We start from the raw sequence: 14,247 nt of genomic DNA on the forward strand, positions 1-14,247 counted from the left end.
AGCCTTTGGAGTTACAGTGTAGAGGCGGTAATTAAGCCCGGTTTGCGCGGGTCTCAAGGGTGCGTTCGATCAACTCATCGAAATCAGAGGCATCACGGACCTTGTGCATGTCATCAGCGGTGACTGTTACACCCCAATTGTCCGCCATCGCCTGATAGCGGGGTTGCCGATGCGCCAGCGCCTGCGCGTAAGTCCAGCGGATGAACGCGTCGGGGTCTACATCCTCGGATCGGCAGTTATACTGGGTCAGATAGTCTTCCCAAACACGGACCAGAAATTCGGGCTGATAAGACATCGGTTTGGGCGCTTTATCAAAGCGGCTGATCAGCTCTGCCGTGTGATCTTCATCCCCTTGAATCCAAATCATCAAGGTTTGGCGAGACAGTTCGGACAACACGTGATCTGTAGAATTTTCCGGGTCTACCCATTCGCAGATCGACCCGCCGGTGTCGCAGATAAAATGCGGGTATTCGTACAGACGTTGTGCCCGGTCGATGAAATACTCGGTATCCAGAAGCGCGTGAATCTCCGCCTGCCGGAATTGTTCCTGCCTGCGTTTGTATTCGGGCAGTTCCAAACCACCTAGCGCCGGATTTCCGGGCTTACCCAAATAGGCGGCGACAGGCGTCAGGTTCTCGAACGAGATATTCGAGCCGATAAAGATCGAATCCGACAACAGCAGTTCGCGCAGAAAGGGGACTTTCATCGCCTCGGCTTTGGCATTGTCGGCGATGTATTCACCCATGTACCGGGTACCGATGCGGTAATCGATCGAATAGTGGAACCAATCGCCCGAGTCGCGCAGCACGTTCGACACATAGGTTTTGCCCAGGCCCGACATGCCAAAGAACAGCACCTTTTTTCGCGCCGCGTTGCGCCAATCTTTTGCCGAGCTGTAGATCATTGTCCGCCGTCCTTTTTTCCGACCTTGCTAAAACGGGCAGCGGGTGGCGTCAATCGTGTGTACCCGAACGGTTTGGGATCAGCCGCCTGACAATGGTCGCACCCCAATAAACTAACCGGCCCCCTCTGGCACGAGATCTGGCTGGTATCGATATACAACTGCTCTCAAATCATCCCGGAAAACGGAATGGCGATGTTCAGCAGCCCTATGATCCAAAATGCCATCAAGACGCGCGGGCTGCGCTGTTGAACAGAGTGGAGGAGGTGGGGCCGCTAAGGGGGAATGTCAGACCAAAGCGAAGGGTATCGATATCGCCGCTTGCACGGCCGATTTCGATATCCGTTCTGGCCTGTTCCAGAGACACTTGTCCGAGAGCTTCGCTGGTCTCAAGCAGATTATAGTCCACGCCGATACCCTGCGTTGTGGAATCCAAATCGAGGTCGCTAAACGACTGATGCACGAGACTGGCGTAAGTTCCCAACCGTTGTTGAATCGATAGTAACCACCCAAGCCGACGCAATACAGATCAAGGTTTACACCATCACCCGGCACTTCGCTGCGAACATAGTGACCACCGAATACCGCATTGTCCGACACTTGATAGCGGAAGCGCGCACAAAAATCGGCCCAATCCGTGCCGTTTGGCAGGCTTGAGGATGTATCCGAGTCGCCGATCCAGGCTTCGAGCCCGGCATAGTCGAGGTAGCCACCCAGAACGCCGCAGTTATCAAATTGATAAGTCAGCGTCGCGCCCAGATCTCAGAAGGAAAGATCCCCGGAAACATTGTCGGGATCGGCGTTGTAATACTTGGCGTCAAACCCCAATGCAGACGGTTGTCGAAGCTCAAAGCGACAGTGAAATCTCCGGTGAAGGTGCCGAAATCGCCACCGCCGTTGGAAGTGGAAGATTGTCCATAACCCATGGTTGCAGCACGGTGAATTTCCTGTGCGCCTGCAAGGGCCGAGGTAATTGAAATCTTGGTAACGCACAATGAAAAACCCCGCCGGAAGGGCGGGGTTCAACGTTTCACTCTGTTGCGGATCAGCCCAGCGAGTAAGTGATCTGGAAGCCGACGCTCCAAGCGCTGTTGCCGCTGAATTCTCCCCCGGTGGTGGTAGTGGCGTCTCCAATGTCTGTATACCGGACACCACCGGAAATCTGAGCGCGTTCGAGAGAGTAGGTTCCACCGAGCCCAAGGCTCCAGAACCCATCTGTCGGGCCCAAATTTGTGACTTCGGAACCAGTGGATGTTTCATACCCAGCAGTTACCGCACCCGAAAATTCTTCCGAGAACTGATAGCCGAGCCCCAGCGTATACGTGAACGTATCATCTTCGTAGTCGACGAGGTTATCCCCGACAATGTTGACATAGTTGGGCGGCGCAAAAACAGTTTGCGGCCAGTCCACCCATCGAATTGAACCAAACAGCAATGTTTTGGGGGCTACACCGGTTTGGAAATCCAGATTGATGGATTGAGGTGATTCAATCTCAGACTCGGTTTCCGCTGTGACCAATACAGCACTAGGCGGGAATACAGGCGGTACGAAGTTAAATGACTCTGTCTGGGAAAAATCGTGTGTGATTTTTGAGTTGTAAGTCAGAGCCACACGTGCGGCAATTTCTGGCTTTTCCCACGCGACGCCGACGACATACCCAAATGCGATGTCAGAATCTGTGTCGACTTCGTACCCCGCAGCGGCGGGCACTGCCACGTTGGCTTTCAAACGTTGCGCGCGCAGACCTCCGATAGCGCTGAAGCCACCGTCGAATTTATACCGAACAAGCGCAGTAATTGCGTCCACATCTGCTTTGGCGCGCAGAACATCCGTGCGCCCACCAAACGGCGTTGTCGGGTTGATCGACAACGGGTAGTTTGACGGATACTCGATATCCGCGCCGAACGGCTCATCATAGACCAGTGCGAAATCCAGCCTGTCTGTAAAAGCATGTTTATAGGCTAAATGCGGTGTGAAGAATGACTCGGCAACGTTGCCTGAATCTACGCCATTTTGAGTGCCGCTTACGCTTGGATCAGTATAGCCGAGACGGAATTGTACAACTGATCCCTCTTCGAACAGGATATTGACACCCTGTCCGCTACGATCCAGACCGCCGGCGTAAGCTCCTGTTGTCCCAACGCACACCGCGCACGCCTGTAGAAGCGCTTTTTTCATTCTGTCCTCCCAAAAGGTGTCCTGTTATTCAGACCGGACTATCGAGTGGTGAAGGCCGATCTGTCTTGTGGTGCTCGATACTTTCTTGAGGGTTATATTACCGTCAACTAGTGACGGTGCGTTATTCAGGGTGAGTGTGTCGGGAAACTGTTGCCAAACTGTTACGATTTTCGGCGTGCACGTTCAAAAAGATGCCCGAAAAGATCACGACGGCCCCTAGCAGCGTCCAGTGATCCAGCGGTTCGTGGTACAGAATCATTCCGATCACGGCGATTGTGGGCAGGCGGACAAAATCGAACGGTACAACCACGGTCGCAGGCGCAATAGCCAGAGCGTTGGTGATGCAATAATGCGCTAGTAGTCCTGCCAACCCAATTAATACCAGGAAGGGGATCGTGTTCGCGGTTGGCAGAGCGATCTGCCCATCAATCCCTGCGGCCATCAATCCCAGGACAGCCTGCATGACGGTCAGCCAGAACATGATGCATCCAATGCTGGCAAAACGGGTCAGGGTTTTGGTGGAAATCGTTGTAAATGCGAAGAATACCGCAGACAAAGCAGCAGCCATAATACCAGCGCTCAGAGGCACGGCACCGGGGCGGGTAATAAGCAGGACACCGGCAAAACCAATCAAGGCAGACAGCGCGCGTACAGGTGTTAGCCGTTCCTTCAGCAGCAGCGGAGACAGCAGGATCACCCAGATGGGTTGCGTGAACTCAAGCGCAAAAACCTGTGCCAGAGGAATGACGGTTACCGCGTAGAACCACAAATTCTGACCAATAAAATGCGTCAGGTTACGGACACCGTGCAGCCCCAGTCTGTATGTCGAGACCTGATCCCATTTGCGCGACAGGGTCAGAATCACCGCTACAACGAAGATGCCGACGAGGCTGCGGTAAAACATGATTTCGAATGTATCGTGGGCCACGCTCAATTCGCGGCCGGCAACCGCCATCGATGAGAAAGAGGCAATTGCCCCCGTCATCCAAAGCGCGGCTTTGCCGATCTGCGGTCTGCTGCTGTCCATTTACCTGCCTGCGGGAATCGCGGAATTCTAATTTAAAACCTATGGGTTTCTTGCAGGACTTAAACAAAAAAGCCGGGTCAAAGCCCGGCTTTTTGTCATTCCCACTCAATCGTTCCCGGAGGTTTCGAGGTGATGTCATAAGTGCATCGGTTGATGCCCTTGACCTCGTTGATGATCCGCGTGGCGGTCTCACCGAGGAATTCGTGGCTGAACGGATAGTAGTCGGCGGTCATGCCATCGACCGAGGTTACAGCCCGCAGCGCACATGCATAATCATATGTGCGCCCGTCACCCATCACACCGACGGTGCGTACCGGAAGGATGGCAACAAAAGCCTGCCAGATATCATCATACAGACCGTGTTTGCGAATCTGGTCGATATAGATGGCGTCGGCTTCGCGCAGGATTTCCAGTTTTTCACGGGTGATCTCGCCTGGGCAGCGAATCGCCAGACCCGGCCCGGGGAAGGGGTGGCGCCCGATGAAGCTCTGCGGCAGGCCAAGTTCGCGGCCCAGTGCGCGAACCTCGTCTTTGAACAGCTCTCGCAGAGGTTCGACCAGTTTCAGACCCATCTTTTCAGGCAGGCCTCCGACATTGTGGTGCGATTTGATCGTGACCGAGGGGCCGCCCGAGAACGAAACCGATTCGATCACGTCGGGATAGAGCGTGCCCTGGGCCAGGAATTCGGCCCCTTCGATCGTATCAGCGTGTTTCTGGAACACGTCGATGAACAGCTTTCCGATGATCTTGCGTTTGGTTTCCGGGTCGGATTGGCCGTCCAGCTCTCCCAAAAACAGGTCGCTTTCATCTGCGTGTATCAGCTGAATGTTGTAGTTGTCGCGGAACATACCGACGACTTCTTCGGCCTCGTTCTTGCGCAACAGGCCGTGATCGACAAACACGCAAGTCAGTTGATCACCAATCGCTTCATGGATCAGGATCGCCGCGACCGAGCTGTCGACGCCGCCGGACAGGCCGCAGATGACCTTTTTGTCGCCGACTTGCTCGCGAATCTTTTCGATCATCTGTTCGCGATAGGCACCCATGGTCCAATCGCCGTTGAAGCCAGCCAGTTTTACGAAGTTTTCGTACAGTTTCGCGCCTCTGGGCGTGTGGTGCACCTCGGGGTGGAACTGAACGGCATAGAAGTGCCGGTTGGTATCAGCCGTGATCGCATAGGGCGCGTTGGGTGAGGTGCCGAAGACCTCGAACCCGGGGGCAATTTCGCTGACGTGGTCGCCGTGGCTCATCCAGACTTGTTCGTCGCCATCCGCGAACCAGCCGTTCAGAATATCCAGTTGGCTTTTCGGAGTGACAAAGGCGCGACCGAACTCGGCAGTGCCGTGGCCGCTTTCGACCTTGCCGCCAAGCTGATGCATCATGACTTGCTGTCCATAGCAGATGCCAAGGATCGGCACGCCATAGTCAAAAATCTCTTGCGGGGCGCGGGGGGACCCTTCGCGCGTCACGCTGTCCGGTCCGCCCGAGAAGATCACGGCCTTGGGCGCCATTTCGCGTACAAAGTCCATCGTGACGTTTTGATAGGGGTGGATTTCACAATAGACATTCAACTCGCGCAGGCGGCGTGCGATCAGCTGCGTCACCTGGCTGCCGAAGTCGATGATCAGAAGGCGGTCATGGGATGTCTGGCTCATGACTGGCTCTTAGGTCGCGCGGCGGTTATGTGCAAGCGTTATGAAGGCGATTTCAGTCAGATGCGGAAGGAGATGGGATCAATGGCCGTCATTCGTTTCACGGATGCAACGCAGGATGACGTCGAGGCGGTCACAGACTGCATCAGGGCTGCTTATGCCAAAGCGCGCAGTTCTATTGATGATCTGCCTGATGTGACGAGTGGTTTGGCGCAAGATATTGCGGAACGTCGCGTGGTCCTGGCCCGCAGCGATGATGGGTTGGCTGGTGTGGTTGTGTTTGCGCAACAGGGTGCTGTGATGAAGGTTATCAATTTGGCCGTGTCACCGTCGGCCCAAGGGCAAGGAGTCGCTGGAAAACTGCTGTCCCGCGCCGAGGCCGAAGCGCGCGAGGTTGGCTGCACCTTTATGGAACTGCGTACCCATCGTCTGATGCAAGATACGAAGGCGATTTACGCGCATCTCGGCTGGATCGAAACTGAAGTGGCCGGGAATTCGGTTGCGATGCGTAAAAACCTTTGAGGTTTGTCAGCCCGTCAATTTAGATTTCTCACAACTATCTTGCGAAATGCAACGTACCCAAATTCTGTCGCGGCAAAGAGTTTTTGCCCAACTAGCGGTTAGTCGGATTTTGCGATTTCGGTTCCATGCTTCTATCATGAGCGTCAGGAATTAGGGGTTCAAACTACATCGAATAGGCGATCATGTCGCTTTTACCCCTATAGCGCCGTAATCCACGTCTGGTGTGATCTGCGGTTCCGGTAACACGATTTGCAACGTGAACATGACTAACGGGATTATCTCATGGCAGAGGCAAACACCCGACGCAGAGCCAGAGGCGGTGGTGGTGCCGCCCGCAGGGCCGAGCGCACCGCAGTTCGAATCGAAACTGCAAAATATATCGAACGGAATATTCCGAATTTCGAGGTCCTCAACGCAGAAGCGTTGGAGATCATTGAAACCAATGCGGAAACCATTCTGGCTGAGGTCGGCGTTAACTTCGTCGACAATCCGGGCGCGCTGCAGCGCTGGAAAGATGCCGGGGCTGATGTAGATGGTGAACGTGTTCGCATCCCGCGCGGTCTGGCGCGCGAGCTGATCAAAACTGCCCCTAGCGAGTTCAAACAACACGCGCGCAACCCCGAGAAATCGGTTGTCATCGGGGGCCGCAATCTGGTGCTGGCACCGGTCTACGGCCCTCCATTTGTGCGCGACGCGCAAGGTGGCCGTCGCTATGCGACCATGGACGATTTCAACAAGTTCGTGAAACTGGCCTATATGTCCAAGTGGTTGCACCACTCGGGCGGGACTGTGTGCGAACCGACCGACGTGCCGGTTAACAAACGCCACCTGGACATGCTGATGGCGCACATGACGCTGTCCGATAAACCGTTCATGGGCTCGGTCACCGATCCCAGCCGGGCGCAGGATTCGGTAGAGATGTGCGAGATCCTGTTCGGCAAAGAGTTCGTGCAGGAAAACACAGTGATGACCTCGCTGACCAACATCAACTCGCCGATGACCTTCGACGACGTGATGATGGGTTCGCTTGAAGTTTACGCGGCTAACAATCAGGCCTGCATTATCTCTCCCTTTATCGTGGGTGGCGCGATGGCACCGGTTTCGGTGGCAGGGACGTTGACGCAGGTTCTGGCCGAAGTTCTGGCCGGTGTCGCGTATAGCCAGATCATCCGTCCGGGTGCCCCGGCGATCTTTGGGGCGTTCGTGTCGTCGATTGATATGAACTCGGGCGCACCGACCTTTGGTACGCCTGAGGCGTCGATGGTCACCTATGGTGCGGGTCAGCTGGCGCGTCGCCTGAACCTGCCGTTCCGCTCGGCCGGGTCGTTCTGTGGCTCGAAACTGCCCGACGCGCAGGCTGCTTACGAAACAGCAAACTCGCTGAACATGGGCCTGATGTCAGGCGTGAACTTCATGCTGCACTCCTGCGGTTGGCTTGAAGGCGGTCTGGTTGCGGATTTCGAGAAGTTCGTCATGGATGCGGATCAACTGGGCGTGCTGCACGGCTTGGCCAAAGGCGTGGCTTACGACGAGAACGCGCAGGCGATGGATGCGATCCGCGAGGTTGGTCCGGGCGGCCACTATCTGGGTTGTGCGCATACGCAGGCGAACTTCAAGGACGCGTTCTGGAAGTCGGAAATGCTGGACTACAAACCGTTCGAAACCTGGGAAGATGAAGGCGGGCGTGACACGCGTCAACTGGCCTCTGCCCGAGTAGAGCATCTGCTGGCCAACTACCAGCAACCGCAACTCGACCCGGCAATCAATGCTGCTCTGAACGAGTACGTTGACAAGAAAAAAGCATCCATGCCGGATGCCTTTACCTGATCACTGATATTGCGCGGCGCGGCTGGCCTGAAACAGCTGCGCCTCGCCCAACAACGCGATCAGCAGGTCCAAATGACGGACCAGCGAATAGGCTGCGTCCTCTTCGACGCGCTGCGCGTTAACCTCTCGCTCCATTTCCATCAGCCGCATCAGAGCCGCGCCCGTGCCGGGCAGTGATCCATAGCCAAGGATGCGCTGCAGGTGCCGATCCCGGTCATAGTCCTGCGCCCCGTGTTTCGCGGCCCGTGCCAACAGGCGAGGGCGGCGGAGCGTGGTAATCATGGTCATCAGGTCCTGCATTCCGGGGTTCCCTTGTGTGAGTGAACGTCCCTGAATGTGTGACACAACCTAAGCGGGTGTTGCCTTGATTGGGTTCGCGCCGAACTCTAACTTCATGAGTGTTTATGTTTTTGAATCAAATCTGGTCCTTGTCGCTGCGGGTTAACGAACGAGTAACGAAAGCAACTCTAGTTAGAATTGGTTAACAAATTCATCGGGGGCGATTGAAAACAGATTGTTGTGTCGACGAGGGCAAGTAACTATGGAAAAGAACATGGCATTCACCATCCCGGCCTGGGTACCTGAGGGGGCACAACGATACCTTGCCCACACAGAGACCGGACAGTCGATCCGCGATATTGCGCGATCCGCAGGGTGCCATGCTTCGACCATACTCAGACAAATCAGGCGCATCGAAATGCGACGGGACGATCCCTTGGTGGATGCCGCGCTGCAATCTCTGGCGGAAACGCATTTCTCGGATTCAGCCGAAGGCACGGGCCCGATCCAATCCGGGGCCTTGGCTGTGACCGAAAAAGAAACCGCCGCCGCCAAGGACGAAGAATTCAACCGCGAGGCACTGCGAATTTTGCGCCGTTTGTGTGAAACGGGGTCAGTGCTTGCTGTGGCTGAGGAAATGGACAAGGCCGTGGTGGTCCGCGACACCGGAGACAGCGGCGCCACACGAACAGCGGTTGTGGATTGCAAGATTGCGCAGGCGCTGGCTCTGAAAGACTGGATTTCCTGCGACAATCCCGGACGGATTTCGCGGTATCGGATTTCTTCGTCGGGCCGCACGGCGCTGAGCCGCCTTATTGCCGAGGCCGAGAACAAAGCGCGTGAGCGTAGTGAATTTGGAATGGCAGATGCACAAGCTCCGTTCCAAGCGCAAATGTCACCTAATCAAAGTGCGACTGCAAAACCCGACCGGCCTCGGCGGATTCGTTATAGTGCAGCGGAAAGTCCCCTGATCGCATTGGCACGTCGGCGAGATCGGGATGGAAAGCCTTTTCTTGATGAAACACTTGTGGCGGCGGGCGAACGCCTGCGTGAGGATTTCGAACTGGCGCAGATTGGCCCTCAGGTCGCACAGAATTGGGACCATTTTCTGACTGCAGGGGGGCGCGGTGGTTTCAACAGTGAAGCCCATGCTGGGCACGGGGCGTCGGACGCACGGGATCGGGTTGAACATGCTTTGTCGGATCTGGGTCCGGGCCTCAGCGATGTTGCTTTGCGCTGCTGTTGCTACCTCGAAGGGCTAGAGCTTGCGGAAAAGCGGATGGGCTGGTCGGCGCGCTCGGGCAAGATCGTGTTGCGGATCGCGTTGCAGCGGCTCAAGCGACATTATGAGGGGCAGTCCGAGCGCAATCGCATGATCGGTTAACGGTGCGATATGTTTTGGTTGCACTTTGGTGGATGGGTGATAATCAAAGGTTATGAATTTTACCCTTAGACAGCTGAAATACTTCAGTGCAGTCGCAGAACAGCGCAATTTCGGTCGGGCCGCCCAGGTGTGCCACGTGTCTCAGCCCGCCTTGTCCGTGCAGATCAAGGCGTTAGAGGACAGTTTGGGCGGTCCGCTTTTCGAACGTCAGGCGCGTGATATTCTGCTGACCCCGCTAGGGCGCGACGTGCTGGATCATGCGCGTCAGGTTCTTGGAGCGGCGGACAGGTTAGATCAGTTTGCCAAGGATCGCTCTGGGGGGCACAGGTCGTTGGCGATCGGGATTATCCCAACGATCGCGCCGTATTTACTGCCGGGTGTGCTGGCTGGGTTGCGATCGTCCGATGTGTCGTTGCGCGTGCAGGTGCGCGAAGCCAGAACTGAGCGTTTGCTGACTATGCTGCGCGCCGGGGAAATCGACGCCGGCGTCATGGCTTTGCCCGCCGGTGGGAGTGAGTTGTTCGAACTGCCTCTGTTTCAGGATCGCTTCCTGTTGGCTGGCAGCTCAGCGCGCTTGAAGGGCATGGTCCCCAACCCCGAAGCATTACGGCCGCTGGACCTGCAGACCGCGCAACTGATGTTGCTTGATGACGGTCACTGTCTGACCGATCAGGCGCTTGAGGTCTGCGGTCGGGATCGAAGCAGCGGCCTGATCAATATGGGTGCGTCATCGCTTGCGACGTTGTCACGATTGGTGGCTGAGGGGTTTGGTCTGACTCTCATGCCCGAACTGGCCGCGCGCGCGGAATCTGACGCCGTTCCCGGATTGAAACTGCTGCGCTTTGGCACGCCGCAACCGGCGCGGACGGTTGGTCTGGTCCGGCGTGCATCGACTGTGGGAGAGGATTGGTTCGACGGTCTGGCTCAGGTCATCCGCCAAGTCGGAGAGGACATCGTCACCGCAACACGCGCCTGAAATGAAAAGACCCGCCATGGGCGGGCCTTTGCTTTGATTTAGCGCGAAGCTTAGGCCAGTGCGGGCTCTTTGGCTTCGTTCAGGTGCTTTTTAAGGTTGTCCGGGGACGACACGCCATAGGGATCTTCGGGGCAGTTATCCATCAGGCCGGGCTCTTCGAACCATGCCTCAACCACACCGTCATTGATGATGGTGGCATAGCGCCACGAGCGCATGCCGAAACCCAGATTGTCCTTGTCGACCAGCATGCCCATCTTGCGAGTGAACTCTCCAGATCCGTCTGGAATGACCTTGACGTTTTCCAGACCTTGGTCCTGTGCCCATTTGTTCATGACAAAGCTGTCATTCACTGACATGCAATAGATGTCGTCGATGCCTTTTTCCTTGAATTCGGCATAGCCGTTTTCAAACCCGGGCAGTTGGTAGGTCGAACAGGTGGGGGTGAATGCACCGGGCAACGAGAACAGGATCACCCGTTTACCGGCAAAGTAATCTGCAGTGGTCTTGTCTTCCCAACGGAACGGGTTGGGGCCTTCGACAGCCTCGTCACGGACGCGGGTGTGAAAGGTTACGTCAGGCAGTTTAGTACCGGATTTCATGCTCAATTTCCTGTGATTCATCTGTGAACTGCTGAAGATTTAAAACAGTTCTAAATTGGCTTCAACGTGATTGTTGCTGCGAACGCGAATTCTTGTGAAGTCCTCAAAGCGTGCTGTTTTCAATGAAACTTTGTCGGGACTTGCTGGGTGCTCTTCTGCAATTGCATAGTGCGCTGTTATGGCAGCTATGCATGGGTGGCGTAGCTAACCGCTGCAGTTTATATTATGTCGAAGCAAAATGACCCAAAGTCAGGAAAGCAAACCGTGCGTGATCTGAAGATCCCCGAACAACGTCATCCCGAAAAGGCGCATCGTCAGGACAATGCGCAACCGAAAAAGCCGAAGTGGATTCGCGTAAAGGCACCCGGTGGTAAGGGCTATGCCGAAACTCACAAAATCATGCGCGAGAACAATCTGGTTACGGTATGCGAAGAGGCCGGGTGTCCGAATGTGGGCGAATGCTGGAGCCAGGGCCACGCCACCATGATGATCATGGGCGAGATCTGTACCCGCGGCTGTACATTCTGCAACATTGCCACCGGCCGCCCAGATGATCTGGACGCGTTTGAGCCCGGACGCGTGGCACACGCCGTGCAGAAACTGGGGCTGAACCATGTGGTCATAACGTCCGTAGACCGCGATGACCTGGCCGACGGTGGGGCGGAGCATTTCGCGCAGACCATTCGCGCCGTACGGCACCGTTCGCCTAAGACAACGATCGAGATTCTTACGCCAGATTTTCTGAAGTGTGACCCCTCGGTTCTGGAAGTTGTAGTCGAAGCCAAGCCGGACGTGTTCAACCACAACCTTGAAACCGTCCCGGGGCTGTATCCCGAAGTGCGCCCCGGTGCGCGCTATTTCCATTCGCTGCGCCTGTTGCAGCGGGTCAAAGAAATGGACCCTTCGATTTTCACTAAATCGGGCATCATGGTCGGTCTGGGGGAAGACGAACAGCAGGTCCGGCAAGTCATGGATGACATGCGCGCCGCTGACATCGATTTTCTGACCATCGGCCAATACCTGCAGCCCACGCCGAAACACCATGGCGTCGACCGCTTTGTCACGCCTGAAGAGTTCGCATCTTATGAGAAAGCGGCCTTTGGCAAAGGCTTCCTGATGGTGTCGGCAACGCCTCTGACCCGGTCGTCCTACCACGCGGGCGACGATTTTGCCCGCCTGCGCGATGCACGCCAGAAGAAGTTGGAGCAAGGGTGACACCTGACACACACGCGCAGCTTACCCGGCTGCGTCACGAACTGCACCAATCCCCGGAACTTTCGGGCCAGGAAGAGTTGACGGCCGCTCGGATCGCGAACGAATTGCGTGCCCGTGGCGCAGATCAGGTTTTGACGGGAATCGGTGGGCACGGCGTGGCGGGTGTGTTCGACAGCGGGCAGGCCGGGCCGACAGTTGCCATTCGATGCGAGCTTGATGGTTTGCCCATTCAAGAGCTGTCCGGCGCAGCCTATGCCTCGCGCATTCCAGGCAAAGGACATCTGTGTGGGCATGACGGGCATATGGTGATGGTTCTGGGTGTCGCAGATCACTTAAATCAAAACCGTCCTCTGCAGGGACGGGTAGTATTAATCTTCCAACCTGCCGAGGAAACCGGGCGAGGGGCTATCGCCTACCGGGCCGACCCCAAGTTTTCCGAGATCGCGCCGGATTACCTGTTTTCCCTGCACAATCTGCCAGGGCTGACGTTGGGGGACGTACAGCTGTGTGAGGGTCCGGCAAACTGTGCGTCGCGCGGGATGAAGGTTGTTTTGAAGGGTAAGACCTCGCACGCGGCGGCGCCGCAGGATGGGATCTCACCCGCGGGTGCACTGGCAGCGTTGATGCCGCAAATGGCGAGGCTGGGAAGTGGCGGTTCGCTGGACGCCGATTTTGCGCTGACGACCGTGACGCATGTCAATCTTGGTGAACCGACCTTTGGCGTGGCGCCAGGCCGGGCCGAGCTGTGGGTGACATTGCGCACCGTCGCTGATGCGCGGATGCAAAGCCTGATCGAAGAGGCCGAGGCGCTGGTTGCGCAAGCGGCATTGGATCAAGGGCTCAGATACGAAATCACCTATGAAGACGTCTTCGAAGCCTGCGTGAACGCGTCTGACGCCGTCGATATCCTAAGCCGATCTTGCTCTGAAACGGATGTACCTTGTGAAGTGACGGCTTACCCGCAGAAGTTCTCGGAAGATTTTGGGCAGTTCGGCAAAGACGCCAAAGCTGCTATGTTCTGGCTGGGCTCAGGAGTGGGCCACCCACAACTGCACAACCCAGACTACGATTTCCCGGATGCGCTGATCCCGGTCGGTACCGGGATTTTCGTAGCCGCCATTCAACAGGTACTGGGCCCGATCAATCCTCGGTAAAGCGAACCTTGCCGATGAACGGCAGGTTACGATTGCGCTGCGCGTAGTCGATTCCATAACCCACAACAAATTCATCCGGAATCTCGAACCCGATCCAGTCGGATCGGAAATCGACCTCGCGCCGGCTGGGTTTGTCTAGCAGAGCGATAGATCTCAGTCGCGCGGGTTTACGGCTTTGCAGCAAATGGGTGACGTGGTTCAGTGTGTGACCGGTATCGACGATATCCTCGACGACCAGAACGTCGCGCCCTTCGATAGCGCCGCGCAAGTCTTTGAGAATGCGCACTTCCCGGCTGCTTTCCATTGAATCGCCATAGGATGACGCTTCAAGGAAATCCACCTCGATCGGCAGGTCCAGCTCGCGCACTAGGTCGGCAATAAAGACGAAACTGCCGCGCAACAGGCCGACCACGACCAGCTTGTCGGTGTCTTTGTATTCAGTGCTGATTTCGCGACACAACTCCTCGATCCGGGCGGCGATGGCCTTCGCCGAGATCATCTCATCTATCACATATGCACGGTCGCTCATCGC

At 56.3% G+C, this 14,247-nt stretch carries 14 protein-coding genes; 6 read left to right on the plus strand and 8 right to left on the minus strand.

What is annotated here, in order from left to right:
- Positions 1–31: 31 nt before the first annotated feature.
- The 5 genes from ACR0DL_RS03795 to guaA form a co-directional block, all read right to left on the minus strand.
- On the minus strand, positions 32–904 hold the full coding sequence (locus tag ACR0DL_RS03795; protein WP_480646500.1) for an ATPase: 873 nt from the start codon (positions 902–904) through the stop codon (positions 32–34).
- Between the two features lie 223 nt (positions 905–1,127).
- Entirely contained in the window at positions 1,128–1,310 is a 183-nt protein-coding gene (locus ACR0DL_RS03800) for a hypothetical protein (protein WP_480687657.1), read from the minus strand.
- Positions 1,311–1,946: 636 nt separating this feature from the next.
- Positions 1,947–3,080 (minus strand): OmpP1/FadL family transporter, encoded by a 1,134-nt coding sequence (locus tag ACR0DL_RS03805; RefSeq protein ID WP_170348524.1) that lies wholly within the window; start codon positions 3,078–3,080, stop codon positions 1,947–1,949.
- 121 nt (positions 3,081–3,201) lie between these two features.
- On the minus strand, positions 3,202–4,107 hold the full coding sequence (locus ACR0DL_RS03810; RefSeq protein WP_170358201.1) for a DMT family transporter: 906 nt from the start codon (positions 4,105–4,107) through the stop codon (positions 3,202–3,204).
- 95 nt (positions 4,108–4,202) lie between these two features.
- Positions 4,203–5,762, minus strand: coding sequence for a glutamine-hydrolyzing GMP synthase (gene guaA, locus ACR0DL_RS03815; RefSeq protein ID WP_480687659.1), 1,560 nt, complete (start codon positions 5,760–5,762; stop codon positions 4,203–4,205).
- An 81-nt stretch (positions 5,763–5,843) separates the two neighbouring features.
- Between guaA and ACR0DL_RS03820 the strand changes: the two genes are divergently transcribed.
- Together ACR0DL_RS03820 and ACR0DL_RS03825 are read left to right on the plus strand one after the other, a co-directional pair.
- Positions 5,844–6,281 carry a GNAT family N-acetyltransferase gene (locus ACR0DL_RS03820; protein ID WP_480687661.1) on the plus strand — a complete coding sequence of 146 codons (438 nt, stop codon included), beginning with the start codon at positions 5,844–5,846 and terminating at the stop codon, positions 6,279–6,281.
- 282 nt (positions 6,282–6,563) lie between these two features.
- Positions 6,564–8,108: a trimethylamine methyltransferase family protein gene (locus ACR0DL_RS03825; RefSeq protein ID WP_480687663.1), complete on the plus strand. Its 1,545-nt coding sequence runs from the start codon at positions 6,564–6,566 to the stop codon at positions 8,106–8,108.
- Here the strand turns inward: ACR0DL_RS03825 and ACR0DL_RS03830 are convergent, their stop codons facing one another.
- Positions 8,109–8,408: a DUF6477 family protein gene (locus ACR0DL_RS03830; RefSeq protein WP_170375086.1), complete on the minus strand. Its 300-nt coding sequence runs from the start codon at positions 8,406–8,408 to the stop codon at positions 8,109–8,111.
- A gap of 241 nt (positions 8,409–8,649) precedes the next feature.
- Here ACR0DL_RS03830 and ACR0DL_RS03835 point away from each other — a divergent pair, with 241 nt between their 5' ends.
- Both ACR0DL_RS03835 and ACR0DL_RS03840 read left to right on the plus strand, forming a co-directional pair.
- A complete protein-coding gene (locus ACR0DL_RS03835; RefSeq protein ID WP_480687665.1) occupies positions 8,650–9,771 on the plus strand; it encodes a DUF6456 domain-containing protein in 1,122 nt (373 codons plus the stop codon).
- A gap of 52 nt (positions 9,772–9,823) precedes the next feature.
- Positions 9,824–10,747, plus strand: coding sequence for a hydrogen peroxide-inducible genes activator (locus ACR0DL_RS03840; RefSeq protein ID WP_170358212.1), 924 nt, complete (start codon positions 9,824–9,826; stop codon positions 10,745–10,747).
- Between the two features lie 50 nt (positions 10,748–10,797).
- Here the strand turns inward: ACR0DL_RS03840 and ACR0DL_RS03845 are convergent, their stop codons facing one another.
- Positions 10,798–11,346 (minus strand): peroxiredoxin, encoded by a 549-nt coding sequence (locus ACR0DL_RS03845; protein ID WP_170409646.1) that lies wholly within the window; start codon positions 11,344–11,346, stop codon positions 10,798–10,800.
- A 264-nt stretch (positions 11,347–11,610) separates the two neighbouring features.
- On the opposite strand from ACR0DL_RS03845, the gene lipA reads away from it, so the two are divergent.
- Entirely contained in the window at positions 11,611–12,561 is a 951-nt protein-coding gene (gene lipA, locus ACR0DL_RS03850; protein ID WP_170348533.1) for a lipoyl synthase, read from the plus strand.
- Complete coding sequence (locus tag ACR0DL_RS03855; RefSeq protein ID WP_480687667.1) at positions 12,558–13,715, plus strand: amidohydrolase; 1,158 nt, start codon at positions 12,558–12,560, stop codon at positions 13,713–13,715. The genes lipA and ACR0DL_RS03855 overlap by 4 nt, the downstream gene beginning before the upstream one ends.
- Here the strand turns inward: ACR0DL_RS03855 and hpt are convergent.
- Positions 13,702–14,244, minus strand: coding sequence for a hypoxanthine phosphoribosyltransferase (gene hpt / locus ACR0DL_RS03860; RefSeq protein WP_170348535.1), 543 nt, complete (start codon positions 14,242–14,244; stop codon positions 13,702–13,704). The two genes, ACR0DL_RS03855 and hpt, sit on opposite strands and share 14 nt — an antisense overlap.
- Positions 14,245–14,247 lie beyond the last annotated feature (3 nt).

It is taken from the genome of Ruegeria sp. BB5 (genome assembly GCF_056539405.1).